The 26,357-nt window shown below is 68.8% G+C and carries 28 protein-coding genes; 12 read left to right on the top strand and 16 right to left on the bottom strand.

The window, feature by feature from the left end; translation table 11 throughout:
* The first annotated feature begins 66 nt into the window (after positions 1–66).
* Positions 67–834 carry a TetR/AcrR family transcriptional regulator gene (locus LTT66_RS09415; protein WP_233065985.1) on the top strand — a complete coding sequence of 256 codons (768 nt, stop codon included), beginning with the start codon at positions 67–69 and terminating at the stop codon, positions 832–834.
* Here LTT66_RS09415 and LTT66_RS09410 read toward each other — a convergent pair.
* The gene (locus tag LTT66_RS09410) at positions 831–1,364 is read right to left on the bottom strand and encodes a carboxymuconolactone decarboxylase family protein (RefSeq protein ID WP_233069090.1); all 534 of its coding nucleotides are present in this window, start codon (positions 1,362–1,364) and stop codon (positions 831–833) included. The genes LTT66_RS09415 and LTT66_RS09410 overlap by 4 nt on opposite strands.
* 226 nt (positions 1,365–1,590) lie before the next feature.
* On the opposite strand from LTT66_RS09410, the gene LTT66_RS09405 reads away from it, so the two are divergent.
* Complete coding sequence (locus tag LTT66_RS09405; protein ID WP_233065983.1) at positions 1,591–2,466, top strand: NERD domain-containing protein; 876 nt, start codon at positions 1,591–1,593, stop codon at positions 2,464–2,466.
* Positions 2,467–2,470: 4 nt separating this feature from the next.
* Here the strand turns inward: LTT66_RS09405 and LTT66_RS09400 are convergent, their stop codons facing one another.
* The 6 genes from LTT66_RS09400 to urtA form a co-directional block, all read right to left on the bottom strand.
* The gene (locus tag LTT66_RS09400; protein ID WP_233065981.1) at positions 2,471–3,172 is read right to left on the bottom strand and encodes a GntR family transcriptional regulator; all 702 of its coding nucleotides are present in this window, start codon (positions 3,170–3,172) and stop codon (positions 2,471–2,473) included.
* Between the two features lie 8 nt (positions 3,173–3,180).
* A complete protein-coding gene (gene urtE, locus LTT66_RS09395) occupies positions 3,181–3,873 on the bottom strand; it encodes an urea ABC transporter ATP-binding subunit UrtE (RefSeq protein WP_233065978.1) in 693 nt (230 codons plus the stop codon).
* Complete coding sequence (urtD, locus tag LTT66_RS09390; RefSeq protein ID WP_233065975.1) at positions 3,866–4,720, bottom strand: urea ABC transporter ATP-binding protein UrtD; 855 nt, start codon at positions 4,718–4,720, stop codon at positions 3,866–3,868. The genes urtE and urtD overlap by 8 nt, the downstream gene beginning before the upstream one ends.
* Entirely contained in the window at positions 4,717–5,859 is a 1,143-nt protein-coding gene (gene urtC / locus LTT66_RS09385; protein WP_233065972.1) for an urea ABC transporter permease subunit UrtC, read from the bottom strand. Before urtC ends, urtD begins: the two co-directional genes overlap by 4 nt.
* A complete protein-coding gene (gene urtB, locus LTT66_RS09380) occupies positions 5,856–6,740 on the bottom strand; it encodes an urea ABC transporter permease subunit UrtB (protein ID WP_233065969.1) in 885 nt (294 codons plus the stop codon). The genes urtC and urtB overlap by 4 nt, the downstream gene beginning before the upstream one ends.
* A gap of 299 nt (positions 6,741–7,039) precedes the next feature.
* Positions 7,040–8,314, bottom strand: coding sequence for an urea ABC transporter substrate-binding protein (gene urtA / locus LTT66_RS09375; protein WP_233065967.1), 1,275 nt, complete (start codon positions 8,312–8,314; stop codon positions 7,040–7,042).
* Positions 8,315–8,688: 374 nt separating this feature from the next.
* Between urtA and LTT66_RS09370 the strand changes: the two genes are divergently transcribed.
* A complete protein-coding gene (locus tag LTT66_RS09370; protein ID WP_233065965.1) occupies positions 8,689–10,518 on the top strand; it encodes an acyl-CoA dehydrogenase in 1,830 nt (609 codons plus the stop codon).
* A 469-nt stretch (positions 10,519–10,987) separates the two neighbouring features.
* On the opposite strand, the gene LTT66_RS09365 is transcribed toward LTT66_RS09370, so the two are convergent.
* Positions 10,988–11,833, bottom strand: coding sequence for a TetR/AcrR family transcriptional regulator (locus tag LTT66_RS09365; RefSeq protein WP_233065963.1), 846 nt, complete (start codon positions 11,831–11,833; stop codon positions 10,988–10,990).
* A gap of 74 nt (positions 11,834–11,907) precedes the next feature.
* On the opposite strand from LTT66_RS09365, the gene LTT66_RS09360 reads away from it, so the two are divergent.
* Positions 11,908–13,134: an MFS transporter gene (locus LTT66_RS09360; protein WP_233065961.1), complete on the top strand. Its 1,227-nt coding sequence runs from the start codon at positions 11,908–11,910 to the stop codon at positions 13,132–13,134.
* A 44-nt stretch (positions 13,135–13,178) separates the two neighbouring features.
* Here LTT66_RS09360 and LTT66_RS09355 read toward each other — a convergent pair whose 3' ends face one another.
* Positions 13,179–13,424: a hypothetical protein gene (locus tag LTT66_RS09355; RefSeq protein ID WP_233065959.1), complete on the bottom strand. Its 246-nt coding sequence runs from the start codon at positions 13,422–13,424 to the stop codon at positions 13,179–13,181.
* 82 nt (positions 13,425–13,506) lie between these two features.
* Positions 13,507–14,913 (bottom strand): acetate metabolism transcriptional regulator RamB, encoded by a 1,407-nt coding sequence (gene ramB / locus LTT66_RS09350; RefSeq protein ID WP_233065958.1) that lies wholly within the window; start codon positions 14,911–14,913, stop codon positions 13,507–13,509.
* A gap of 93 nt (positions 14,914–15,006) precedes the next feature.
* On the opposite strand from ramB, the gene LTT66_RS09345 reads away from it, so the two are divergent.
* The 6 genes from LTT66_RS09345 (at position 15,007) to LTT66_RS09320 (ending at position 20,199) form a co-directional block, all read left to right on the top strand.
* Positions 15,007–16,518: an ATP-dependent DNA ligase gene (locus LTT66_RS09345; RefSeq protein WP_233065956.1), complete on the top strand. Its 1,512-nt coding sequence runs from the start codon at positions 15,007–15,009 to the stop codon at positions 16,516–16,518.
* 172 nt (positions 16,519–16,690) lie between these two features.
* The gene (locus tag LTT66_RS09340; RefSeq protein WP_233065953.1) at positions 16,691–17,944 is read left to right on the top strand and encodes a lipase family protein; all 1,254 of its coding nucleotides are present in this window, start codon (positions 16,691–16,693) and stop codon (positions 17,942–17,944) included.
* 89 nt (positions 17,945–18,033) lie between these two features.
* Entirely contained in the window at positions 18,034–19,251 is a 1,218-nt protein-coding gene (locus LTT66_RS09335) for an inorganic phosphate transporter (protein WP_233065951.1), read from the top strand.
* Positions 19,252–19,262: 11 nt separating this feature from the next.
* The gene (locus LTT66_RS09330) at positions 19,263–19,547 is read left to right on the top strand and encodes a hypothetical protein (protein ID WP_181720704.1); all 285 of its coding nucleotides are present in this window, start codon (positions 19,263–19,265) and stop codon (positions 19,545–19,547) included.
* Between the two features lie 11 nt (positions 19,548–19,558).
* Positions 19,559–19,894: a DUF3349 domain-containing protein gene (locus tag LTT66_RS09325; RefSeq protein ID WP_233065949.1), complete on the top strand. Its 336-nt coding sequence runs from the start codon at positions 19,559–19,561 to the stop codon at positions 19,892–19,894.
* Positions 19,895–19,908: 14 nt separating this feature from the next.
* On the top strand, positions 19,909–20,199 hold the full coding sequence (locus tag LTT66_RS09320) for a DUF3349 domain-containing protein (RefSeq protein WP_233065947.1): 291 nt from the start codon (positions 19,909–19,911) through the stop codon (positions 20,197–20,199).
* A 160-nt stretch (positions 20,200–20,359) separates the two neighbouring features.
* On the opposite strand, the gene LTT66_RS09315 is transcribed toward LTT66_RS09320, so the two are convergent.
* Positions 20,360–20,800: a DUF4254 domain-containing protein gene (locus LTT66_RS09315; protein WP_233065945.1), complete on the bottom strand. Its 441-nt coding sequence runs from the start codon at positions 20,798–20,800 to the stop codon at positions 20,360–20,362.
* A 55-nt stretch (positions 20,801–20,855) separates the two neighbouring features.
* Entirely contained in the window at positions 20,856–21,158 is a 303-nt protein-coding gene (locus LTT66_RS09310; protein ID WP_233065943.1) for a hypothetical protein, read from the bottom strand.
* A 189-nt stretch (positions 21,159–21,347) separates the two neighbouring features.
* Here LTT66_RS09310 and LTT66_RS09305 point away from each other — a divergent pair, with 189 nt between their 5' ends.
* Positions 21,348–22,208, top strand: coding sequence for a helix-turn-helix domain-containing protein (locus LTT66_RS09305; protein ID WP_233065942.1), 861 nt, complete (start codon positions 21,348–21,350; stop codon positions 22,206–22,208).
* A gap of 10 nt (positions 22,209–22,218) precedes the next feature.
* Positions 22,219–22,419 carry a DUF397 domain-containing protein gene (locus tag LTT66_RS09300; RefSeq protein WP_233065937.1) on the top strand — a complete coding sequence of 67 codons (201 nt, stop codon included), beginning with the start codon at positions 22,219–22,221 and terminating at the stop codon, positions 22,417–22,419.
* A gap of 71 nt (positions 22,420–22,490) precedes the next feature.
* Here LTT66_RS09300 and LTT66_RS37370 read toward each other — a convergent pair whose 3' ends face one another.
* From LTT66_RS37370 to LTT66_RS09285, 4 genes are all read right to left on the bottom strand, one after another.
* On the bottom strand, positions 22,491–22,820 hold the full coding sequence (locus LTT66_RS37370; RefSeq protein WP_408638762.1) for a VOC family protein: 330 nt from the start codon (positions 22,818–22,820) through the stop codon (positions 22,491–22,493).
* 52 nt (positions 22,821–22,872) lie between these two features.
* Entirely contained in the window at positions 22,873–23,697 is an 825-nt protein-coding gene (locus LTT66_RS09295; protein WP_233065935.1) for a class II fructose-bisphosphate aldolase, read from the bottom strand.
* 385 nt (positions 23,698–24,082) lie between these two features.
* A complete protein-coding gene (locus LTT66_RS09290) occupies positions 24,083–25,018 on the bottom strand; it encodes a hexose kinase (RefSeq protein WP_233069084.1) in 936 nt (311 codons plus the stop codon).
* Between the two features lie 14 nt (positions 25,019–25,032).
* Entirely contained in the window at positions 25,033–26,193 is a 1,161-nt protein-coding gene (locus LTT66_RS09285; protein WP_233065932.1) for an N-acetylglucosamine-6-phosphate deacetylase, read from the bottom strand.
* Positions 26,194–26,357: the final 164 nt, after the last annotated feature.

Here is a 26,357-nt window from a genome sequence, read left to right as displayed (position 1 = left end):
ATGGACTGCACTATGAGCTGGATCACATCGTTACCATCGGTGCTTCGAGGGCGTGAGGAGGCGGCGGTGGGACAGCCGAGAGAACGCAGCGGTGCGGGTGATCCGGTGCGCACGCTGGAGTTGCTATGGCGGATTTCGCCCGGCTCCGGTCGTGGCCCGAAGCAGCGCAGCAGCGTCGAAGCGGTCGTCACATCGGCGATCGAGATCGCCGATGTGGATGGAATCGGCGCGCTCACGATGCGCGCGGTCGCCACCCGGCTCGGTCTGACCCCGATGGCCACCTACACCTACGTGCCGGGCAAAGCCGAGCTGATCGATCTGATGCTGGACACGGTGTACGCGCGGATGGAGCGCGCCGACCTCACCGGTCTGCCCTGGCGCGAGCGGGTCACCCTGGTCGCGGCGGAGAACCGCGCCATGCTGGCGCGGCATCCCTGGGTGGCCTATCTGCCGACCACCCGGCCGCCGCTCGGCCCCGGCTCGGCGGCGAAATACGACCACGAGTTGAGGGCGTTCGCGGACCTCGGGCTCGACGACGTCACCATGGACGCCGCGTTGACGTACGTGCTCGGCTTCGTCACCTCGGTCGCCCGCATCGCCATCGACAGCGAGCGTGCGGCGTCCGACAGCGCCATGTCCGACGGGCAGTGGTGGGAACGGGCCGCACCGGTGCTGGCGCAAGTCTTCGATGCCGAGCGCTACCCGCTCGCGGCCCGCGTCGGCGCGGCCGCGGGCCAGGCACACGACGCCGCCTACAGCGCCGATCACGCCTACGAGTTCGGTTTGGCGCTGGTCCTGGACGGATTGGCGCGCCGCATCGAGGGGCCCGCCTAGACTCCGTCGCGCTGGATGCGCAGCGCGGTGATGGTGGACGCCAGCCCGTCGTATTGGTTGATCAGCAGGACGATCTCGATCAGGCTGCGCTCGTCGTAGTGGCTGGCCAGCTCCGTCCAGGTGTCGTCGTCGAGATCGCGTTTCTGCACCAGCTGATCCACGGCGGCCAGCAGCGCGCGGTGTTTGTCCGACCAGCCCGCCGCCGCGGGCCCCGTGCGCAGCCGCTCGAGAATCTCGGCCGTCACCCCGGCGCGCTTGCCGAGCCGGATGTGATGGTCCATCTCGTAGTCGCAGTCGCGCAGATGCGCGACGCGAAGGATGACCAGCTCGGACTCGTGGCGGGGCAGCCGCCCGCCGGGCATGAGCTTGCCCGAGTAGTGCAGCCAGCCGCGGAACAGCCCGCGGGTGCGGCCGAGCGTGCTGAACAAGTGGGCGTCGCCGGTGCCCGCCGCGCGGGAAAGCACTTGCCAGACAACCCAGTTGAGCGGGCCGAGTTCCCGGAGCCGTCCGGGTGAGATGCGTGGTTGCAGCGCTGAAACCATGCTGGTTGCCACCTCCGCGTGGTCTGTGCGGCCGGCGTCGGTGCCGACCGAGAAAAGAGCCTACTTGGCAGTATCCCGTGTAGCGGCCACGATTCTTTTGCTTTCGGAGTGGTTTTCGGCCGGGTACCCCGTCATCATCAGTACCGGTGCGGGTGGCCGCAGCCGCAGTGGGCTTTCGCGGCGACAGGTGGACAACAGGTCGGCAGGGGAACAGATGCTGGTGAGGATCAGGCCCGGAGCGGAGCTTTCCGGCGCAGAGCAGGAATTCGTCGCGTGCCTGCGGTCGTATCCGACGACCGGCCTCGCCGTGATCGATCTCGAGGCCGACAACCGGCGCGTCGACGCGGTGGTGTGGACGCCGCGTGGTCTGACCGTGCTGGAGGTGCACGGGTTCCAGCGCAGGCAGAGCGGCATTCTGAGCACACCGGCCGAGGGGCAGTGGAAGATCAGCGACGCGCCGGTGGAACTGGACGACCCGGAATCCGGCAGCCCTGCCGACCGAGTCGAACACGGCATCTACGCGGTCAAGCACATGCTCCAGCGGGCGTTGCAGGACCCGGGGCACATCAGCGGCGCCGTCGTGCTGGTCCCGTTCCGCGGCGCCGTGGTGCGCCCGGCCCGCACGAATCTGCGGCCGGGCTTGGACGTCGTCGTCGGCAACGTCACCGACGCGACCGAGCTGCGCATCTACCTGGAGGGCTTCTCCGCCGGGCCGCGCAGCTGGACCGCCGACCGGGTGATCGGCGCGTGCGGCGCGCTCGGTTTGGCGCAGCTCGCCCCGTCTCGCGCCGAACTGCTCGAAGCGGGCTTCGAGGAGAACGTGCCGGAGCCGATCACGGCCATCCCGCGCGCACCCAAACCCCGTGTCGAGCCGACGCCGGGCGCCGCGACGAAGAGCCAGGCCTACGCGGGTTGGTCGGTCGTCGTGATCGGCGTGATCGGAATCCTGTTCGTGCTCGGTGTGATCGCCACCGCGCTGGTACACGATTCGGCACAGCCGGGTCCGGCGACCGATCCGACGACCAGCGTCACCCCGTCACCGCCCGCGTACCGGCCCACCGACTGCTATCCGTTCCAGCAGAACTGCTGACCCGTCAATCCCGTACGGCGCTGCCCAGTTTGGTCAGGCGCAGCGCGTGCTGGGCGCGGGCCAGCACATGCGTTCGCGACGTGTCGATATGGGCGGTGAGGGTGGCCGACGCCGCGTCCACCGCACCGGACACCAGGTGCTCGGCGACCGCGATGTGCTCGGCGGTCATCCTTGCGATCCGCTCCGGGGTCGGCATGTCCAGCGTGCGCACCGGGCGCACCCGGATGTGCACGGCGGTGAGCGCCTCGGCGAGTGCGGCGTTGCCCGCCGCCGTGAGCAAGGTGGTGTGGAACCGTTCGTCGGCGGCCACCAGCGCGGGGCCGGGCTCGGGCGGGTGATCCCGCAGTGCGCGCCAGGTCTCGAGTTCGGCGCGCACGAGATCCAGATCGTGCGCGGGCGCCTCGCCGGCCGGGCCCACCCGCCGCATGCCCCTGGCCTCCAGCACGAGCCGCAGCTCGTAGAGGTGATCGAGTTCGTCCAGCCTGGGACGGTACGGGTAGAGACCGTCGGCGAGCCGCTCGACCAATCCGTCCGCCTGCAACCGGGCCAGCGCCTCGCGCACCGGGGTGCGCGACACCCCGTAGGCCTCGGCGAGTCGTTCTTCGCCGAGCCGTTCGGTCGGCACGATGGCTCCGGTGGCCAGATCCCGGCGCAAGGAGTCGTACACCTGCTCGCGCAACGGAATCCGACCCCTGTTGCGGGTCACGGCGGCGCTCAGATCGCCATCGCCGAGCGGACGTCGCTCTCGGCGCCCGCGCCACCCGCGCCCGAGGAGCTCACCCGGCCGGATCGCAGCACGTAGTAGTGCTGCGCCGCCTGCAAGGCGAAGCCGATGTGCTGTTCGACCAGCAGCACGCTGAGTCCGCCGCGCCGGGTGAGGTCGATGATGGTGCGTTCGATCTCGGCGACCACCGACGGCTGGATGCCCTCGGTGGGCTCATCGAGGATGAGCAGTTTCGGCTCGGTGATCAGCGCCCGCGCGATGGCGAGCTGCTGACGCTGACCGCCCGACAGCAGGCCCGCTTTGCGGCTGAGCAGCTCACGCAGCGCGGGGAACAGATCGAGCGATTCGTCGATCAGCGCCTTGCCGCGCTTATGGCCGTCCGCGACCACCTGCAAATTCTCCGCGGTGGTCAGTTGCGGGAAACTCTGCTGTCCCTGCGGTACGTACGCGATCCCGCGGCGCACCCGCCGCGACGGCGACAGTTTCGTGATGGTCTCGCCGTCGAACGCGATCCGTCCCGACTTCGTGCCGATCAGTCCGACGGCGGTGCGCAGCAGCGTGGTCTTCCCGGCGCCGTTGTGTCCCATGATGGCGACCACGCTGTCGTCCGGGACGGTCACCGAGACGCCGTGGATCACCTCGGTGCGGCCGTAACCGGAGTGGATATCGGTGAGTTCAAGCATCGCTGTCCCCTTTCTGGGGTGACTCCGGGGCCGGCGCGGTCGAGGCGTCTTCCAGCTCGGTGCCGACGGCCGCGGCGGTGCCGAGATAGACCTCCTGGACTTTCGGGTCCGCCTGCACCTGTTCGACGGTCCCCTCGCTGAGCACCTTGCCGCCCGCGAGGACGGTGACCGAGCTGGCGAAGGCGCGCATGAAGTCCATGTCGTGCTCGACCACCACGACAACCCGGTCGCCGCCGATGCGGCGCAACAGATTCCCGGTCTCCTCGCGCTCCTCGGCGCTCATCCCGGCCACCGGCTCGTCCAACAGCAGCACCGACGCGTTCTGCACCAGCAGCATGCCGATCTCGAGCCACTGCTTCTGTCCGTGCGCGAGCACCCCGGCGGGCTGGTCGCGAAGCTCGGCCAGACCGGTGATCTCCAGCGCTTCCTCGATCGCGGGCAGCACCGATCGGCGGCGGCGCAGCATGGTGAGCGCCGAGCGGCCCGCGCCCGCGGCGATGTCGAGGTTCTGCAGCACGCTGAGTTGCTCGAACACGCTCGCGGTCTGGAACGTTCGTCCGACGCCGAGCCGGGCGATCTGGTGCACCTTCTTGCCGAGCAGTTCGACGCCGGTCTTCTGCGCCGACCCGGTCGCCGGGACCAGCCCGGTGATCGCGTCGATGAGGGTGGTCTTGCCCGCGCCGTTGGGGCCGATGAGGAAGCGCAGATCGCCCTGCAACACCGTCAGATCCACCTCGGTGACGGCCTTGAACCCGTCGAAACTCACCGACAGACCGCGGATCTCGAGATACTCGCTGGACATTCCGGCATTGCCGCCGAGCTTCGGTTCGTGCGTCGTCTCGGTCATCGCGATTCCACCTTCTCCGCAGCGGGTTCCGGCAGCGTCTCGGCCACCACGGCCGCGGCCGCGGCGGGACGTCGCGACCGGTTGTCCCGCAGGCCCTTCACCAGTGGCCACAGTCCGGCCAGCCCCGCCGGGACGAAACCGACCACCACGATGAACAGCACGCCTTGCAAATACGTCCACCCCGAGGGGAACTCCTCGGAGAACGCCGTCTGCGCCCAGGCCACGCCGATCGCGCCGAGCACCGGCCCGAGCAGGGTGGTCCGGCCGCCGATCGCGACGCCGATCAGGAACGCGATGGACGGAACCACGCCGATATCGGCGGGGGAGATGATGCCCACGATCGGGGTGAACAGCGCACCTGCGATGCCCGCGAAGAACGCGGCGACCACGTAGGCGACGATCTTCACGTTCGCCGGGTCGTACCCGAGGAAGCGCACCCGCTCCTCCTGGTCGCGCACCGCCACGAGCAGTTCGCCGTACCGGCTGTGCATCAGTTGCCGCACCAGCGCGACCACCACCAGCAACGTGCCCGCGGCGAGGAAGAACAGCATGCGCCGGTTGACCGGGTCGGACAGCTTGAAACCGAAGAAGGCGCGGAAGTCCGACAGGCCGGTGAAGCCGCCGATGGCCTGCTGGCCGGTGAGCAGAATGGCCAGCGCGGCCGCCAGCGCCTGGCTGAGGATGGCGAAGTAGGCGCCCTTCACGCGCCGCTTGAACACCCCGTAGCCGAGCACCGCGGCGACCAGCGCGGGCAGCACCAGGATGCCCAGCAGTGCCACCGGAGCCGACGCGAAAGGCGTCCAGAACGACGGCAATTCGCGGATGCCCGCGATCTCCATGAACTCCGGCACGTCGTTGCCGAGCCGGGCGGCGTCGGCCATCTGTAGATGCATGGCCATGATGTAGGCGCCGATCCCGAAGAACACACCCTGACCGAGGGTGAGCATCCCGCCCCGCCCCCAGGCCAATCCGATGCCCACCGCGACGATCGCGAAGCACAGGAACTTCGCCAGCAGGTTGAGCCGGAAATCGCTGAGCACGGCGGGCGCGACCGCGAACAACAGCACGGCGGCGACGGCGAATCCGGCAGGCGCGCCGACCGAGGAGTGCGCGCGCCACCGTTGTACGAGCGTGGTCATGCCAAACTCCTTGTCCGGACGGTGAACAGACCTTGCGGGCGGACCTGCAGGAAGATCACGATGGCGACGAAGACGATGACCTTCGCGATGGACGCGGTGGTCGAGTATTCGATGTAGGAATTGAGCAGGCCGAGCGCGAACGCCGCGATCACCGTGCCCTTGATCTGGCCGAGCCCGCCGATGACCACCACGAGGAACGCGTCGATCAGGTAGCTCTGCCCGATGGTCGGGCTGGTCGAGCCGATCAGGGTGAGCGCGACACCGGCCACGCCCGCCAGGCCGGAGCCGATGAAGAACGTGCCGATGTCGGTGAAACGGCTGGACACGCCCGAGGTTTCGGCCAATCCGCGGTTCTGCACCACCGCGCGAATGCGGCGACCGAGCGGAGTGGCCTTGAGCACCGCGGCCAGCGCGCTCACCGCGACGACCGCCAGGACGAGGATGAAGATACGCGTCTTCGGCACCACCGCGCCCAGGATCGTGACGCCGCCGCTGAGCCACTCCGGCGCGATCACATTCTTGGCAGGCGCGCCGAAGATGTCGCGGGCCAGCTGTTGCAGCACCAGCCCGACACCGAAGGTGACCAGCAGGGTGTCCAGCGGCCGGTCGTACATCCACCGGATCAGGCCCATCTCCAACGCGGCGCCCAGCAGGCCGCCGACGAGGAAACCGATCAGCAGGGAGACCACGAGCGAGACGCCCGCCGACGAGATGACCTTCTGCACAACGTAGGTCGTGTAGCAACCGGCCATGATGAACTCGCCGTGCGCCATGTTGATCACGCCCATCTGACCGAAGGTCAGCGAGAGCCCGAGCGCGGCGAGTAAGAGAATCGATCCCAGACTCAGCCCGGTGAAGAGCTGTCCGATCACAACGTCCATGGGAGAGAAAGCTCCTGTGTTTGATTGCCGCGACTTCGTCGCGGCGTGTACGCGAGCCGGGCCGCGAACGGCGCATGCTCGGTCTCGCTTCGCTCGAAACCTGGGGTTTTGGTGAGCGGGGCACGTGGGGCGCGTGCGTTTTTACCAACGGTTTGCTTGGCCGTTTTCGCGCGTTGTTCGCGGCCTTGCCTGCTGGTCCGTTGCTGTCCGCGGCCCCCCTCATTACTCGCTCCGCGTGATCGCCCTTGCGACTGTGTCGCTGGGCGGTCACCGAGAGCTGGGCCGCGGACAGCGGCGGACTACTTCAGGCCCTTGGCCCAGTCGTAGGACTTCAGGTAGGGATCCGGCGTCACGGCCTTGCCGGAGTCCCACACGGAGTAGATGAGCCCGTCGGGACGGATCTCGCCGATCCGGGCGGTCTTGGTGATGTGGTGGTTGGAGCCGTCGATGGTGACCAGGCCCTCCGGCGCGTCGAAGCTGACGCCGTCGGCGGCGGCCTGGATGTCCTCCACCTTGAACGACTTCGCCTTCTCGACGGTGTTCTTCCACAGGTAGACCGACGCGTACGCGGCCTCCATCGGGTCCGAGGTCGGCTTGTCGGCGCCGAAGGCGGCCTTGTAGTCGGCCACGAACTTCTTGTTCACCGGGTTGTCCACGGTCTGGTAGTAGTTCCATGCGGTGAGCTGCCCGGCGATGTGCTGGGCGCCGATGCCCGCGACCTCTTCCTCGGCGATGGACACCGAAACCACCGGCATCTCGGCGGCCTCGAGACCCGCGTTGCTGTACTCGCGGAAGAACGCGACGTTGGAGTCGCCGTTGAGGGTGTTGAACACCGCTCCCGCCTTGGCGGTGCGGACCTTGTTCACGATGGTGGAGAAGTCGGTGGACCCGAGCGGGGTGTAGTCCTCGCCCTTGATCTCGATGCCGTTGGCGGCGGCGTACGCCTTGATCTCGCGATTGGCGGTCTGCGGGAAGACGTAGTCGCTGCCGACCAGGTAGAGGGAGGTGATGCCCTTCTGCTTGAGGTAGTCCAGCGCCGGGACGATCTGCTGGTTGGTGGTCGCGCCGGTGTAGAAGATGTTCTTGCTGTCCTCCAGGCCCTCGTACTGCACCGGGTAGTAGAGCAGTGAGTTCAGGCTCTCGAACTTCGGCTTCATCGCCTTGCGACTCGACGAGGTCCAGCCGCCGAACACCGCGGCGACGCAGTCGGAGCTGATCAGCTTCTCCGCCTTCTCCGCGAAGGTCTTCGGGTCCGAGGCGCCGTCCTCGAGCACCAGATCGATCTTCTTGCCGAGCACGCCGCCCGCGGCGTTGATCTGGTCGACGGCCAGCTTGGTCGAGTTGGCGACGGTGACCTCGGAGATGGCCATCGTGCCGGACAGCGAGTGCAGTGAACCGACCTTGATCGTGTCCTTGGAGGTGTCGACGCAGGAGGCGGCGTTGGAGCCGGTGGTCGAGGCGTCGTCCTTGGCGCCACATGCGGTCAGCAACAGGCCGGCGAGCGCGATCGCGGTGGGCGCCGCCACCGCTCGGATCAAGCGCCTGGAGCGATGGGTGGCACGGGAATCTGGCATGGGGCGAACCCTCTCCTCATCAGGTGTTGCGGCGGCGCCGGCTGGGCGCCGCATCGAATATCGCCGTCTTCGCCCCGGTCACGGCTGTAGACGGGGCTGTATACAACGGCTGTATTCGTGATGCGAACGGTAGACAGAAGTTGTTGCGCCGGAATATCTCTCGATGACAAGTCCGTTTCGTCTGTTTCGCCTGTGTGAACCTTTCCCGTAAACGGACGGTGAACAGTTGTGAGGTTCTGGCAAACCCGCTGGCCGGGGCGGATGTGGCTACGGTTGCGTAGCGTCGCCGCGATGCGGCACGCTTCGATTCGTACGACGCCTGACCCGTCCCATGCCGCGGCGGCGGGCCGCGGACTCGAGTCGAGGAGGACCCGGTGGGCCACTACAAGGCGAATCTGAGGGATATCGAGTTCAACCTGTTCGAAGTGCTCGAGCTGGACAAACTCCTCGATACGGGCGCCTACGGCGACCTCGATTCCGGCACCGTCCGGGAGATCCTGTCCGAGGTGAAGCGCCTGGCCGAGGGCCCGGTGGCGGACTCCTTCGCGGCGGCCGATCGCGATCCGGTGGTCTACGACGCGACCACGTTCTCGATCGCTGTTCCGGAGCCGCTCCGTAGGACGGTCGCCGCCGTGCGTGACGCGGAGTGGAGCAGGCTCGGCATGCCGGAGGGCATGGGCGGCACCCCGGCGCCCGCGGTACTGGTGTGGGCGGTCGCCGAGATGATCACCTGTGCCAATCCGTCGGCGTCGTTCTTCAACATGGGCCCGGTGATGGCGTCCGTGCTGTACAACGTCGGCACCGAGCAGCAGCGGCACTGGGCCACGGTCGGCTTCGAGAAGGGCTGGCAGGGCACCATGGTGCTCACCGAGCCGGACGCCGGCTCCGACGTGGGCGCGGGCCGCACGAAAGCGATCCGCCAAGAAGACGGCTCCTGGCACATCGAAGGCGTCAAGCGGTTCATCTCCGGGGCCGAGGTCGGCGACACCGCCGAGAACGTCTTCCATCTGGTGCTGGCCCGGCCGGAGGGCGCCGGACCGGGCACCAAGGGCCTGTCGCTGTTCTACGTGCCGAAATTCCTCTTCGATCCCGAGACCTTGGAGCTCGGCGAGCGCAACGGCGTGTACGTCACCGGCGTCGAGCACAAGATGGGCCTGAAGTCCTCGCCCACCTGCGAGCTGACCTTCGGCGGCCACGGCGTCCCCGCCAAGGGCTGGCTGGTCGGCGAGGTGCACAACGGCATCGCGCAGATGTTCCAGGTGATCGAGAACGCGCGCATGATGGTCGGCGTCAAATCCTCGGGCACCCTGTCGACCGGGTATCTCAACGCGCTGGAGTTCGCCAAGGAGCGGGTCCAGGGCGCCGACCTGACCAAGATGACCGACAAGGCCGCGCCCCGCGTCCCCATCACGCAGCATCCGGACGTGCGTCGTTCCCTGGCTATGCAGAAGGCGTACGCCGAGGGCTTGCGCGCGGTATACCTGTACACCGCCGCGCACCAGAATGCCGATGTGGCCCAGCTCGTTTCGGGCGCCGACCCTGATCTGGCGCATCGAGTGGACGATCTGCTGCTGCCGATCGTCAAGGGTGTCGGCTCGGAGCGGGCCTACCAGTACCTGACCGAGTCGCTGCAGACCCTCGGTGGTTCCGGCTTCCTGCAGGACTACCCGATCGAGCAGTACATCCGCGACGCGAAGATCGACTCGCTCTACGAAGGCACCACCGCCATCCAGGCGCAGGACTTCTTCTTCCGCAAGATCATTCGCGACAAAGGTGTGGCGCTCGGCCACGTCAACGCGCGGATCGCGGCGTTCCTGGACGCGAAGACCGGTCGTTTCGGCACCGAGCGCGAACTGCTGCGCACGGCGGCGGAGGACGTGCAGGCGATGGCGGCCACGCTGACCGGCTTCCTGATGGCCGCCCAGCAGACGCCCGCCGAGCTCTACAAGATCGGCCTCGGTTCGGTGCGCTTCCTGCTCGCGGTAGGTGACCTGCTCATCGGCTGGCGGCTGCTGGTGCAGGCGGAGATCGCCGCCGCCGCACTGGCCACCGACGCGCCGGAGAAGGATCGCCCCTTCTACGCCGGAAAGGTCGCCGCCGCGAGCTTCTTCGCCAAGAACGTGCTGCCGAACCTCACCGCGGTGCGCGGGATCATCGCCGCACTCGACAACGACATCATGAACCTGGACGAGGCGGTGTTTTGATTTGCGGCGCCTGCGGCGCCGCGTGTTCGCGGCCCCCTTGTGGCTCGCGTCCGAGTGACCGCCGCTGGCGACTGCGTCGCGGACGCGGCGGCCACTCGGACGCGAGCCGGGCCGCGAACGGCGCATGCTCGGTCTCGCTTCGCTCGAAACCTGGGGTTGGGGTGCGCTGGGCGCGTCGGCGTTGGAGTTTCGGACGAAGCGCATGCGCTCGGCCGGGTGAAGGCCGGGCCGAGTTGGTATGGCGGTTCGCCGGGGCACGGCCGCGCTTGCACGCGTGCCGGGTCGTTCACGGCGCAGTCCCGCTCGATGCGCTCGAATGAGTTCATTGGCCGGGTGATCGCGTGGGGGCGGCTACCGTCAAACCTCGACTGTGGTGCCGTGCGCTGACGGTCGAGGTCGGTGGTGCCGTGACGGAGTGTCGGTGTACCCGGACCAGCTGCGGTCGCCCGTGGCGGGAGCGGACGTCGTGTCAGCGCTCGGACTGGGACAGCAGTTTGAGCACCACTGGTCGCGACAGGGTGCCGGATACCTGCCTGGCGAGCTGGTTGGCGCTCGCGCCCGCGGTGTGGGCTGCGCGTAGGGCGGTGGCCAGGTCCGTGCGGGCGGCTTCGGCGGCGGCCTGGGCGTCGCGGAGGCGCTGAGCGGCCCGGTCCACCTCGGACTGCTGGTCGCTGGCGGTCAAATCGTTGACCAGTTCGACCTCCGGGAGTCGTGCTTCCGGCTCGCCGCGGGCTGTGCCGCGGCGCATCGCCGCCCTGGCGAACTCCATCAGGAACGCGCGGGTGGCGTGCTTGTCCTCCGCGGCGGCCTCGCCGAGCAGGAGCCTGGTGGTCTGCGGAACGGCGTGCGACCAGTTGGCCAGGCCGCACAGCGCCAGCAGCAGGCGGCCCGCGTCCGCGGAGTCCACGTCGAACTGCTCTTGGGCGCGGTCGGATTTGCGCACGTAGTGCGCGGCGCGCCAGCCGTCGATGTCGTGCGCGTCCGCGCCGCGGTGCAGCGCCTCCCAGAGCATCAGCCGCAACAGTTGCGGGTTGTCCCGGTGGTAGTCGAACAGCTTGCCGACGTAGTCCCCGGGTTCGGTGTCGGCCAATGGTTTCACCACGTCGATGAACTCGCGCAGCGTGTCGATCAGGATGACGTCGAACAGCTTGTCCTTGCTGCCGAACAGGCCGTAGATGCGCTCCTTGTTGACCCCCGCCGCCTCCGCGATCCGGTCGACCCGCGCGCCGGCCAGCCCGTAGCGGGCGAATTCGTCGCGGGCGGCGCGCAACAGAGCCTGCCTGGTCGCGTCACTGCGTTTCATCGTGGCCGTCATGGCGAGCACTTTACCATTCCATTAAACCAACTATTTGGTTGACAGCCGGTCCGTTCCGGGCCTAGCTTCGATTCATGGCAATGCCCACCTTCCGGTCCGCGGCTCCGGTCCGCACACGCACCCGAGACACCTCTTCGCGTGCCCACACCGGGCGCACCCTGCCCTTCTTCGTTCTCTCGGCACTGCTGGCCACCGGCCAGATGTACGTTCCGATTCCGCTTTTCACCGCCATGCAGGCCGACTGGGGCGTCGGTTCGGCCGCGATGACCTGGATCATCAGCGCGTTCGCCTTCGGCTACGCAGGCGGCTTCGTCCTGTTCGGGCCGCTGTCGGATCGCTACGGTCACCGCCGGGTGCTGGTCGCCGGGATGCTGGCGGCATCGGTGGTCACACTATTGACCGGTTTGGCGTTCAGTGCGCCGCTGGCCGTCGCCCTCCGGGTCGCGCAGGGTCTGGTGGTCGGCTCCATTCCGCCCGCGATCATGGCCTATGTGGCCACCCGCATCGTCCCTGCGCACCGGGCTGTGGCCACCATGTCGGTGGCCACGTCGTTCCTCGCGGCTACGGTGATCGCGCAGATCGTTTCGCAGTGGATGGTCGGCGCGTTCCCGTGGCGCACCGTATTCGTCGCTTCCGCGATCGTTTTCGCCGTGCTCGCGCTGGTGCTGCGGTCCGCGCTGCTCTCGGATAAGCCCACCGGTCGGGACCAGCCGCTGCGGCACAGCTACGCCGCGATTCCCGCGGTGCTGCGCATCCGGGCGCTGCTGCCGATGCTGATCGCCGGCGCGATGAGCATGGCGGTCATGGTCGGGGTGTACACCGGCCTCGAACTGACCGGGGTGGTGCGGGGCTCGGGCGAACTGCTCGCCCTGCGTGCGGGCGCGCTGCCGGTGATGATCGCGCTTCCGCTGCTCGCGGTGCCGCTGGCCCGGCTGTCCGAACACGGTCAGATCGTGCTCGGCGCGCTGATAGCCGCGACGGCGATGGTGATCGCGACCTTCGAGGGAACCCACCCGGCCGTGCTGGCCGTCCTGCTCGCCGTCCTGGTCGGCGGGCTCGGCATCATCGCCCCGGCCGTGTTGCAGAGCGCGGGCGAACTGGGCGGCGAATCGCGCGCCGCCGCCATGTCGGTCGCCATGTTCAGCTTCTACGTGGGCGCGACCATCGGCCCGCTGGTCGCTGCCGCCGCGGCGCCGCACGGCTTCGCGACCCTCGCCTGCACACTCGCGCTGTTGCTGGTCGCCGCGCTGGTTATGACGGTGGCCGGTCTGAGGATGCAGCGCGGGGCGCAAGCCGCCTGACCGACCATGACCTCCGGCCGGTATCGGTACGCCGATACCGGCCGTCATGTTCCGCGGTCGGTCCGCCGCACCGGAATGACTCGGCCGGTGCAGGTCTCCCCGGGCTGCCGACCATCCCAGGCGACGTCGATCTCCATGTCGTGGAATTCGCGAGCCGCATCTCGCAGCATCGTGACGGCGGCGGCCCGCGCCTGCTCGGGCGTGGCATCAGCGGCGACACGCGCCAGGCGTCCGCAGAGCATCCCACCTCGCGTGTCGAGGACACTGTGGCGCCAACCGTCCGGCGTCACAACGAGAACTATCGCCGTGGGCATGGGGTGGCGCGAACCCTCCACTCCCGCCATGACGGCAATCGACCTGGGCGGTGTGCGACTACTTCAGCACATACGGTGACACGGAACTGCGGTGTTCACTGATGTCGAGCACCTTGCCCAAGGGCGGGAACGCGCGCTGGGGACAGTTGGCGCGTTCGCAGACCCGGCAGCCCGCGCCGATCGGCGTCGGCTGCACTTCGTCGAGATCGATGCCGTCGGCGTAGATCACGCGGGCCGCGTGCCGCAGTTCGCACCCGAGACCGATGGCGAAGGTCTTGCTCGGCTGGCCGAAGCGGGTGGCGCGGCGTTCCACCGTGCGAGCCACCCACAGGTATTTGCGGCCGTCGGGCATCTGCGCGATCTGAGTCATGATCTTGCCGGGATAGGCGAAGGTCTCGTAGACGTTCCACAGCGGACACGTCCCGCCGCTGGCCGAGAAGTGGAAACCGGTGGCGGACTGGCGCTTGGACATATTGCCCGCCCGATCCACCCGCACGAACGAGAACGGCACCCCGCGCAGCGACGGGCGTTGCAGCGTGGACAGCCGGTGACAAATGGTCTCGTAGCTCTGGGTGAAGAACGCCGACAGCCGTTCGATGTCGTAGCGGAAGCTTTCGGCGACCTCGTGGAAATGCGTGTACGGCAGCACCGTCGCCGCGGCGAAATAGTTGGCCAGGCCGAGCATGGCCAGCTTGCGCGCGTCCTCGGACGCGAAATTCCCCTCCTCGACGAGCTTTTCCAGCAGCTCGCCGCACTCGAAGTAGGCCAGCTCGGCGGCCAGCTTGAAGGTCCGCTGGCCGCCGGACAGATGCGGGGCGATCTCCAGGTTCCGGGTCTGCGGGTCGTAGCGGTGCAGCACGCCCTCGCCGAGGTCGATGCGCTCGGTGATCCGCACGTCGTGTGCACGCAGCATCCTGGCGACCTCGCTGTTCACGTCGCCGCCGTGGAAGCGAATGCGCGCGGTGAGGTCTTCGGCCGCGGTGTCCAGCTCGTGGATGTAGTTCTGCCGCTGATAGAAGTAGTCGCGCACTTCCTCGTGCGGCTTGCTGATCGCCCCGCTGCCCGCGCTGTCGGCGAACCGGTCCTCGGTGGCCGCGGCCAGCTGGGCGGAGGTGTTGCGGTAGCGGTTGTGCATATTGACCAGCGCGCGGGCCATGCTCGGATGCGCCGAGACCATGTCCGCGATCTCCTGGGCGTCGGCCTCGATACCCAGCTCCTGGTCCATCACCACCTCTTGGAGTTCGGCGATGAGGCGAGTGTCGTCCTGGGCGGAGAAGAAGGTGGCGTCGACGCCGAACACATCGCTGATCTTCAGCAGCACCGGGACGGTGAGCGGGCGCACGTCGTGCTCGATCTGGTTGAGATAGCTCGCCGAGATCTCCAGCTGCTGGGCCAGGGAGACCTGGCTCAGCCCGCGTTCGGTTCGCAGCTGACGCAACCGAGCGCCGACGTAGGTCTTGGCCATGCGTCCAGTTTATGGGCGCTTTCACATCTGTGCCAATTGATGATTAACACTCGGTTGCGTCAGGTGTCGTACCCGGCGGCTACCGTCGGCAGTGTGTTGTTCTCGGATGTCGTCGTGGCCTCGGAGACCGTGCGCGCGACCAGGTCACGCAAGACGAAAATCGCCACGTTGGCGCAGCTGCTGACCTCGGCCGCGCCCGAGGAGCTCGCCCCGGTGGTCGCATGGGCGTCCGGCGAGCTACTCCAGGGACGGATCGGGACGGGCTGGCGCACGCTCACCACACTCGACAGCGCGCCCGCGCCGGTGGCGACGCTGTCGGTTCCGGCGGTGCACGCCGCGCTGAGTGATCTGGCCGGTACCTCCGGCGCCGGGTCCGCGGTCCGGCGCAAGGAACTGCTCGCGGCGCTGTGGTCCGCGGCGACGGCGCAGGAGCAGAACTTCCTGGTTCGCCTGCTCACCGGCGAACTGCGACAGGGCGCACTCACCGCCGTGGTCGCCGAAGCCGTGGCGGTCGCCGCGGGCGTGCCGCCGGATCTGGTGCGCCGGGCGTACATGTTGTCGGGCCGGTTGCCGGTCACCGCCGTCGCGGCGCTCACCGGTGGCGCTCCCGCGCTCGCGGAGTTCCGGCTCGAAGTCGGCCGTCCTATCCAGCCCATGCTCGCCTCACCCGGCGCGACGCTGGACGAGGCGCTGATCGAGTTCGAGGGCGAGGTGAGCGTCGAGCACAAGCTGGACGGCGCCCGCATCCAGGTGCATCGGGACGGCGATCGGATCCGGGTGTTCACCAGGACGCTGCGCGAGATCACCGCGGGTGTTCCGGAACTCGTCGAGCTGGTCGCGGCCCTGGACTGCACGAGCGTCGTGCTTGACGGGGAGACGCTGGCGCTCACCGACTCCGGGCGGCCGCGCCCGTTCCAGGAGACCATGAGCCGCTTCGCCGAGGTGAGCTCCACCCGGGAACTACTGCTGCACCCGTACTTCTTCGACTGCCTGCACCTGGACGGCCGGGATCTGCTCGACGCTCCGCTGTCCGAGCGGCGCGCCGCGCTGACGAAGGTGGCAGGCGAACATGCCATTCCCGCGCTGCTGCGGCCGGACGCCGAGACGGCCGCCGAATACTTCGACGGCGCGCTGGCCGCGGGGCACGAGGGCGTCATGATCAAGTCGCTGACCGCGCCATACGCCGCGGGCAGACGGGGCAGGGCCTGGCAGAAGATCAAACCGACGCACACCCTCGATCTGATCGTGCTCGGGGCGGAGTGGGGTTACGGGCGCCGCACGGGCTACCTGTCGAACCTGCACCTGGGCGCGCGGGACCCGGAGACCGGCGAGCCGGTCATGGTCGGCAAGACCTTCAAGGGACTCACAGACGCGCTGCTGCAGTGGCAGACGGCGGAATTCCCGCGCCACGAGCGCTCCCGCGATCAGCACACCGTGTATCTGCGGCCTGCGCTCGTCGTCGAGATCGCCTTGGACGGCGTGCAGGTCAGCCCGCGCTATCCCGGCGGTGTCGCCCTGCGTTTCGCTCGCGTGGTGCGCTACCGCCCGGACAAAGAGCCCGCCGAAGCGGACACCATCGACACCGTCCGCGCGTTGCTGCCGTAATCGTCGCCGCGATGTGAAGCGCGCTCGCTCCCGCTCCGGGTGCGTGTCGGGCGTGCGGAGCGCGTCGAGCCACTGTAAGTATGGGCAGCGCAAGGTTCCGGATGGCCGCCACAATGCACCTGGTCCGGCCGGTTCGTGCTTCCGGACAAGGAATCGGCGGGCGGGTGGGATTATGCGAATTGTGCTGTGCGGGCGGTATGTCCGGCTGATGGTGGCGCTGCTCGGCGCCTTGACGGTGAGTGCGGTCGGTTCGCCCGCGCAGGCGAATCCGATCGAGCAGTTCCTCACGCCGTCCCGCGAATACTCGGGAATTCTGCCGACGCCGCTGAACGATCCGTTCTACACGCCGCCGCCGGAATTCGAGACCTTGCCGCCGGGAACGATTCTCGCGTCCCGTCCAGGGGGCACCGGCCTGACCGTTTTCCCGTTGCAGTCGACCGAACTGCTGATCCGGTCCACCGATGCCAAGGATCGTCCGGTGCCGGTGGTGGCGACGTTGCTCGTGCCGCGCGCGCCATGGACCGGGCCCGGTCCGCGCCCGGTGCTGTCGTTCAACGCCGCGATCGACTCGCTGGGGCATCGGTGCGCTCCGTCCTACGAACTCAGGACCGAGCTGTCGGCCAAGTTGTGGGCCGCCCACATACCGCTGGCCAAGGGTTACGCGGTGCTCATCCCGGACCATCAGGGCCCGCGGCAGGCATACGGGGCGGGACTGATGGCCGGGCACGCGGTGCTCGACTCGATCCGGGCCGTGGTGGGAGCGCCGGAGTTCGGGTTGCACCCGGACGCGCCGACGGTGGTCACCGGATACTCCGGTGGCGCGATCGCCAGCGGGTGGGCCGCCCAGCTGGCGCCGGAGTACGCGCCCGAGCTGAATCTGGTGGGCGCGGCGTTCGGCGGCGTCCCCGCCGACTTCGGCATGCTGCTGTCCACCATGAACGGCCGCAACGCCGCATCCGGGGTCTTCTTGGCCGCGACGCTCGGGTTGGCGCGGGAATACCCCGAACTGCTCGACCTGATGAACGACAACGGCTGGCGACTGGCCCAGATCGGCAAGGACCTGTGCATGACGGCGGAGGAATTCGCCGGTGTCGTGGCGCCGATCCCGGTGCAGGCGCTCACCCAAGCCGCGGCGCCCACCGAGCTGCCGATGGTCAGGGAGATCCTGGCCGCCAATCGGCTGGGCGCGAGCGCGCCGACGGTGCCGGTCTTCCTCTACCACGCCACACACGACCCGTGGGTGCCGCTGGCTGGCGCGGAAAACCTCTACGCGGACTGGTGCGGCGCCGGAACACCGGTGGATTTCCAGGTCTATCTCGGCGAACATTTCCTGGTCGGCCTCAGCGGCATCCCCGGCGCGAACTCCTGGATCGATGATCGGTTCGCCGGTCGTCCGGTGGCCGCTCACTGCACCCGCTCCGGCTGACCGGGCGAACCAGACTAGTCCATGCCGGTTGATGGATTTCTCGCTCACCGGCATGGCTGTGGCAATCGAGGGTGCAGCAGACTGGAGGCGTGACCGTCGAATTACTGGTTCTCCTGATCGTCATCGTCACGGCGCTCGCATTCGATTTCACGAACGGCTTCCACGACACCGCCAACGCGATGGCGACCTCGATCGCCACCGGAGCGCTCCGGCCGCGCGTGGCGGTCGCGCTCTCGGCGGTGCTGAACCTCGTCGGCGCGTTCCTGTCGGTCGCGGTGGCGGCCACCGTGGCGAAGGGGATCGTGCGACTGGACGCGGTGGGAGGCCACGACCTGCTCGTGATCGTGTTCGCCGGTTTGGTCGGCGGGATCCTGTGGAACCTGCTCACCTGGCTGTTGGGGCTGCCGTCGAGTTCCTCGCACGCGCTGTTCGGCGGTCTGATCGGCGCGACGCTGGCCGCGCTCGGCTGGAGCGGGGTGATCTGGGCCTCCGGATCGGACGGCGTGCTCACCAAGATCGTTCTTCCCGCCGTGCTCGCGCCCATCGTCGCCGCACTGGTCTCGGCGATCGGCACCTGGCTGGTGTACCGGATCACCCGCGCCGCCGAAGAGGACAAGGTCACCGAGGGCTTCCGCTGGGGTCAGATCGGCTCCGCCTCGCTGGTCTCGCTGGCACACGGCACGAACGACGCGCAGAAGACGATGGGCGTGATCTTCCTCGCGCTCGTGGCGCACGGCACGCTCACCAAGGACGACGACCTGCCGCTGTGGGTGATGGCCGCGTGCGCCGTCGCCATCGCGGCGGGCACCTACCTCGGCGGCTGGCGGATCATCCGGACGTTGGGCAAGGGCCTGGTCGAGATCGACTCGCCGCAGGGGCTGGCGGCGGAGTCCGCCTCGGCCGCGATCATTCTGACCTCGGCCCATTTCGGGTTGCCGCTGTCCACCACCCAGACCGCGACCGGCTCGATCCTCGGCACGGGCCTCGGCAAGGGCGCCGAGGTGCGCTGGGGCGTGATGGGGCGGATGGTCGTCGCGTGGCTGCTCACACTGCCGCTGGCCGCGGTGGCCGGGGCGATCTGCTGGGCCATTGCCCACGTCATCGGCGGGCTGGCCGGGGTGCTGGTGGTCTTCGGCATCCTGCTCGGACTGTCGGCGTTGATGTACCTGCGGTCGCGGCGCGATCCGGTGCACACGGGCAACGTCAACGAGTGGCCGGACGACGAGACCGATACGCCCGCCGCGCCGCCGCCCGCCGCAGGCGACCGGACCCCGTCGGCGGACTCGAACCACTCGGCCCAGGTGTAGGAGGATCACGCGTGCACACACTCGTCACGAATCTGAACGCGCTGTGGAAAGTCACCGTGGCCGGGCTGATACTCGGAGCGGGGCTGCCGATGATCTTCGCGATCGGAGTGCGGTTCTGGTCGATGACCGTGACGACCGACGCGGGTACGGGCACGGTGCGGCGCAACTACCCCGCGCTCGCGCTCGCGCTGACGTGCTTCGTGCTGGTCGTCGTGGCCATCGTCAGCGGAATCCTGTACACGGCGAAGGCGTTCCTCGCCGCCAGATTCGGCATCCATCTGTTCGGACAGGCGTGAGGAGTGCCAGCGTGACCGATCCAGTGAAACACGCCCCGACCCGGCCGAAGCTGCTCGGCAAGGTGGTGGGCTGGCTGCGCGCGGGCTACCCGCAAGGTGTGCCGCAGTCGGATTACGTCGCCCTGTTCGCTGTACTGCACCGGCATCTCACCGATTACGAAGTGGCCGCCATCGCGGAGGAACTGGTCGCGTCGAATCCGGACAGCCAGATCAGCCGCGCCGAGATCGAGCAGGCCATAGCTCGGTTCGCCCTGGAGCAGCCGGACGAGCAGGACGTCGCCCGCGTCGCCTCCCATCTGGCCGCGGGCGGCTGGCCGCTGGCCGATCCGCCCGCCGATTCCGACTGACCGAGCCGCCGCCGATGCCTCCCTTCCTGAACGCGATCATCGGCTGGCTGCGGGTGGGCTACCCGGACGGCGTCCCCGACTCCGACTACATCCCGCTGCTCGCGCTGCTGCGCCGCCGCCTCTCCGACGAGGAGGTGGCCCGGATCGCCGCCGCGCTCACCGGCTCCGCCGAGGCGGACATCGATGCGACCGACATCCAGGTGATGATCACCAAGATCACCAACGACATGCCGTCCGAAGCCGACGTGGCCCGGGTACGCGCCCGGGTCGAGGCCAACGCCTGGCCGGACCCGGATGAGGCGTGAGCACGGTTCCTCGCTGCGGTCGACGTCTTCGCCGGGCGCGCCCGAGCCCGGGCTGTTGGCGCGGATCGAGGGCGGTGGTCGGCTGGGTCGGGGTGAGGCTCGAGTCTGGGCTGTTCGCGCGGATCGAGGGGCGAGGTCGGCCAGACAGGGGCGGACCGGGTCACGGGTGTTCGCGTGGGCCGCTGAGGTAGGGCAGGCGGCGCAGGCCCGCCGCAACCTCGTACGCGAGATCCTCATAGCCGAGCGCCAGTTCGGCGAGGCGTTCCCAGGCGTTGTGCACTGCCCATTCCGGTGCACCGGTGAGGATTTCGTACGCGCAGGCGGAGAACTGGGCGAGCCGGTCGATCACCATGCCCACGGTTTCGGTGTGCATGTGCGCGCCGCCGTGCGGCGGTGGCGCCTCGGTGGCGACCCAGCGGTCGATGGCGAGGACGAGCCGGGCGCGATGCCGGTCGATATCGTTGGCCCCGTCCAGTTCACAGCGCAGGCGGCGCTTGTGTAATCCCGCGAGTAAGTGGGCGGACGCCAGTATCGGGTGGTCGCGGCGCGGCGCGGTGCGGCAGGCGTGCAGGACGAGCTCTTTCGTCGGCAGTGGTTCCACTGCGATAACCCCCTGGATCGAATGGTCGTACCGGGCGTCACGCGAGACGCGAAGATCACCGATGATGCCGCCTGCCCGGGCGCGGCAATCGGTGCCGCTCACGCATCGGCCCGGTGTCCCACGGCGATTCGAGGACGACGAGGCCGACCGCCTCCAGCGCCGTGAGCCCGAACCGGCGCACCAGCTCCTCCGTCAGCGAAACCATCTCCGCCGCTTGGATCGCCGCCGTCGCCTGCTCCGTGGTAACCATCCGGCCGCGTAGATAGGACACCACCCACGCGTCGTCGCTGACCCGCCGCGCCTGATGCGGCGTCCGATCGCTCACGATCCAGTTCCGGTCGACGACATGCACGGACATCAGAACCCCCTCCATCCCCGCCGAGCGGGGGCAGTGCATAGCCCCCGCCTGTGATGCACAGCACACGCAGCGTAGGTGCCGGACGCTGGATAAGTCAAGTTGACCAGTCAATTTGACAAACTCGGCGCGCCGTGGATGCAGGTACGGTCATCTGCACGAACAGCCGGAGCCGGAAGGATTCCTCGGACGATGGCACCACTCTCGCCCACGGTCGCGCGCTGGGAGCTCATGCTCCGAATCAAGCGCCGCCGCACCGAGTTCGACGTCTCCGCGTCGGTCATCGCCAAGGAACTCGGCTTCACGCTGTCGTACTGGTCGAAGGTGGAGAAGGAACGAATCCTGGCCGAGGACAAGCTGCGAAAACTGATGAGCCTGCTCGAATTCGATCCGGACGAGCGTGCGGAGATGCTGCGTCTGCGTGAGATCGCGAAGCGGCGCGGGTGGTGGTCGGAGTACGCGGGAATGCTCTCGGAAGAGGTGATGCGCCTTTACGGATTGGAGCACGGGGCGCAGAGCATCCGGAGTTACACGAGCATCTTGATCCCCGGTCTCTTGCAGACCGAGGACTACGCGCGGGCGGTGATCGCCAACGACCGGGCGCGAATCCGGCAAGTGGAGATCGATCGCTGGGTCGAGGTCCGCATGCGGCGCCAGCGCAGGCTCACCGAATCCGAACCGCTGCGGGTCACCGCGATCGTGAACGAGGCCGCACTGACCCAGCGCACCGGGGGTACGACGATTCTGAAAGATCAGCTCCGCCATCTGCTGTCGGTTACCGAGACGCACGCCGACACGGTCGACGTTCGCGTCATACCGTTCGACGCGCCGGGTGGTGTGTTGCTCACCGGTGCGTCGTTCCACCTGCTCGGGTTCGAGAGGGCACTCCTACCCGACGTGGCATGGACCGAGACGCTGGTCCATCTCGGAGTGATCGAGGAGAGCGAACCGGTGCGCCACCTCGGGACCATGTTCGCCACCACTCTCACCGAGCACGCGCTCCCGCGGAACGAGTCGATAACGTTGATCGAACGCAGGCTCGCCGCGCTGTAGCGTGATCGGCATGGGGAGCGCGGTCGGCTGGTTCAAGTCATCACATTCGAACGACAGCACCGCCTGCGTCGAAGTCGGGTTCGACGGTAGCCGAGTGCTGGTCCGGGACAGCAAGTTCCAGGGGTCGCCCGACGCGTGGCCCACGCTGGCGTTCACGCCCACCCAGTGGGCAGCGTTCACCGCCGCGATCCGCGCCTCCGAACCCGCCTGACCGAGCGACAACCACCCGCGAGCGCGCGTCTCCCAGCCGACTCTCAGCTCCACAACACCTGGCACCCAGCTTCATCCACAAGAGTGTCTCCGTCGGTGCGAAGCGATCCACCGACAGCCCAACCGGTGGACAACTGCCCTGCCCACCCCAACCGGCCGGCGGCGCCCCACCCCTCGCCCGCGCCGCCGGCCGACCACTCTGCCGCGAGTGGCACATGGCTGCGGCGAATCGCGAGTAGGCCTCTCCGTGGTGTGCCACTCGTGGAGTGTCTTCGTGGAGGGTCGCGCCCAGGTGTCGTCGGGGCCGTCCGATTCCGCCATCGGCCATCCGGTGACGGCGCTCCAGAACGACGCGAGGGCGAAGGGGGAGGAACAGTCGACCGTCACGTGCCGAAGGATCATCGCACCACTCGATCACTCGACGAGCGCATCGTGACGAACGCCGTGCGGCTTGTCAGGTGAGGAGGTGGAGGAAGTGTTCGACTTCCGATTGGATGGCGACGCGGGCGGGGATGAGGTACTTGCGTGGATCGGAGAGGCGGGAGTCGTTCGTGAGGCACGCGCGGATGGCGGTTGTCATCCGGATGTTGAGGCGGGTGGCGATGTTGATCTTCGTCATGCCGTGCTCGACGGCGGCGCGCAGGCCTTGATCGGGGACGCCGGAGGAGCCGTGCAGCACGAGCGGGACGGGGACTTTCGCGGCCAAATGGGCGATCAGCTCGTTGTCGAGTTCGGCGGTGCGGGTGTGCATGGCGTGCGAGGAACCGACGGCCACCGCGAGGGCGTCGACGCCGGTGGCGCGCACGAACTCGACCGCCTCGTCGGGATCGGTGCGCGCGCCGGGGGCGTGCGCGCCGTCCTTGCCGCCCACCTCGCCGAGCTCCGCCTCGATGTGCACACCGCGTTCGTGGCACCAAGCGGTGATCGCGGCGGTGCTGTCGAGGTTGTCGGGGTAATCGAGGGCGGAGCCGTCGTACATGACCGACTCGATACCGAGATCGACTGCGGTGTGGATCAATCCGGCGCTGGTGGCGTGGTCGAGATGGACCGCGACGGCGGCACGGCTGTCGGCGGCGATGCGCAGGCAGGCGAGGGCGAGAGGGGCGATGCCCCGGTGATAGATCGCGGTGTTCTCCGACAGTTGCAGCACCACCGGCCGGTTCGCTGATTCCGCGGCCGCCACGATCGCCTCGGCGTGCTCGAGAGTTATCACGTTGAACGCGCCGAGTCCGCCCGGGCGTGCCGCGGCGATCAGCTCCGGAATCGAGGTCAGCGGCATAGTGAGTGCTTTCGCGAGACCGCGATGTGCCCGCTGCGCAGGGGCTTTCCGGCACCGGCGGCGTCGGGCGGAACTCGGTCGAGCGAGTGGGACAGCGCTTCGGTCTTCGCGCTCACCCGGCCGGTGCTGCGCGCCGTCGAACGGAACCGCAGCGGCACCTGTGCGGACTCGCCTGCCATGAGCGGCTCGCCACATGGGGCGACGGTGGCCGTCGGAATGTCGACGTTGTGCCGGGCTCGCCATCCGGGCGATGCTCGGGACCAAGGCGGCTGGAACCCGCGGCCCGGCCGTGACATCCGGGCGTCCCGCCCGGTCGCGCGCTGTGTTATCGGGCTGCATGGTGAACCGCAACGGCGGCCGACCGGCTGGGTGTGGTGGGCGACAGTCATGGGGAAGCCTTCTGCGGTGTAGGTAAATCCAGTTCTCGAACCCGGACCGTCGGGGTGAGGCGGGTGCGCAGACAGCGGTCGATCTCACCGGCCACCGGGACGACCACGGCCGCCGCAGACGTGGCGACCGCGTCGGCGAGCAGAGTGGGCCAATCCGCGCGCGGGTCGGACGAGAGGGCGGCGATCACCGCCGCTACCGCGGCATCGCCCGCGCCGGTGGGATTCCCGGCGAGCGGTTCGGGCAGCGTCGCCGACCACGCGCCCTCGGCGGTCACCGCGGTGATTCCCTCGTGGCCACGTGTCGCGATCACGGCGCGCGCCCCGTTCTCGACGACCGCGTTCGCGGCGGCGACGACCTCGTCGGCGGTCTCAGGCTCCGCGCCGGTGAGGCACTGCAATTCGGCCTCGTTCGGCATGAGCACGATGCCCGGCACCTGGGCGGCCAACCGCAGCGCCTCGCCGTCGATGTCGCAGATGGTCGGCACGTCGGCCGCGATGGCGGTGCGCGCGATCTCGGCGGGCAGCGAGGGTTCGATGCCGCCCGGTAGCGAACCGGAGATGACCAGCCCGGCGATATCGGGCAGCAGCCCCGCCACCCGCACCGCCAACTGCTCGGCGGCATGCGGATTGGAGACGCGGGCGCCCGGCTCCCACAGTGCGGTGGCCGTGCCGTCCTCGGATTCGCTGATCACCACCGTGCGGCGCACCCAGGGCAGTGCGTGCACGAAGTCGACCGGCATCTCCAGTTCGGCGGCCGCCGCGAAGGCGTGGTCGGAGAATCCGGTGGCCCTGGCGTATTTGCCGAGCTGATTCAGCACCCGGGTCACGTTGATGCCCTTGCCGCCGATGCGCTGCTCCACCGACCGGACCCGGTGAGCCTGCCCGCGTTCGAAGCGTTCGACGCGATAGGTCATGTCGTACGCGGGATTCATTGTCACGGTGAGGATCACCTCAACCACTGTCCACGTCTGAGCACCCCGCGCAAGTGGAGATTGTCACTGACTGTCAATATGTCGGCGAAATGACCGGGCCGCAGGTCACCGACGCCGGTGAGTCCGAGCGCGGCGGACGGAACCGAGGTGGCGGCGAGCACCGCGTCCCGCAGCGGGACACCGGATACGCGCACGGCGCGCGCCAGGCACTCCAGCAGGGTGCTGACGCCGCCCGCGATCGACCCGTCGGCGATCCGCGCCACACCGTCGCGCACCGTCACCGGCTGGGGGCCGAGCTGGTATTCACCGTCTCCGAGCCCCGCCGCCTGCATGGCATCGGTGACCAGCGCGACTCGGCCCGGGGCCGTCGCGAACACCAGCGCGGTGAAGCCCGGATCCACGTGTACGCCGTCGCCGATCAGCTCCACGATCGCGTCCCCGGCAGCGGCGGCCACCAGCGCGGCGGCGACCGGGCCCGGGTGCCGGTGGTGCAGCGGCGGCATGCCGTTCGCCAAGTGCGTCACCAGGCGGCCCGATCCCTGAGGTAGCAAGGACTTCCGGAAGGACGCGTAGTCGGCGTCGCTGTGGCCGAGCGCGACCACCACGCCGTTGTCGACCAGCCGCCGCGCGACGGCAGCGTAACCGGGACGCTCCGGGGCGAGCGTCATCGCGCGCAGGTGCGCGCCTCCCGCGGCCAGCAGCTCGTCGGTCAGCCCGAGATCGGGGTCGCGCAGAAAGCGTGGGTCCTGCGCCCCGCAGCGCGCCTGCGACAGGAACGGCCCCTCGATATGGATGCCGCCGAGCACGCCATCCTCGGCGAGTTCGCGCAGGGCAGCGGTCTGCGCCACCATCTCCGCGGCGGGACCGGTGACCACGCTCGCCACGACCGTGGTCGAGCCGTGCGCATGATGCGATTGGGCCGCCTTCCGGGCCTGTGCGCCGTGCAGGCTGTCGAACCGATACCCGAACCCGCCGTGATTGTGAATATCCACAAGCCCCGGCAGCACGGTTCCAGAAAATGGCGGCTCAGGTAAACCGGGATGCGCCGCACGCCATTGCGGGAACGACCGAACCGCCTCGATCCGGTCCCCGGAGACCATCACCACGCCGTCGTCCAACGCGACGCTCGCGGAGACGATGCGGCCCCGGATCATCAGCTCGGTGTGTGCTGTCATGTCAGTGCCTCCCGGCCCGAGATTTGGGTGCCCGCCGTGCGGGACCGGTCCGCGAGTATGGGGTCCGGCTGCGACGTCGGGGGACGCGCCCACCGTGCGCGACGACCGGTGAACTGGAGTGCGGCGGCCGCGAGGGGCCCGAGGCGGTGCGTCGCCGGGTGCAA

Source organism: Nocardia gipuzkoensis, from assembly GCF_021183645.1.
GTDB classification, from domain to species: domain Bacteria; phylum Actinomycetota; class Actinomycetes; order Mycobacteriales; family Mycobacteriaceae; genus Nocardia; species Nocardia abscessus.
Note: the sequence above shows the minus strand (reverse complement) of the source record. Positions and strands in the feature narration are given on the sequence as shown.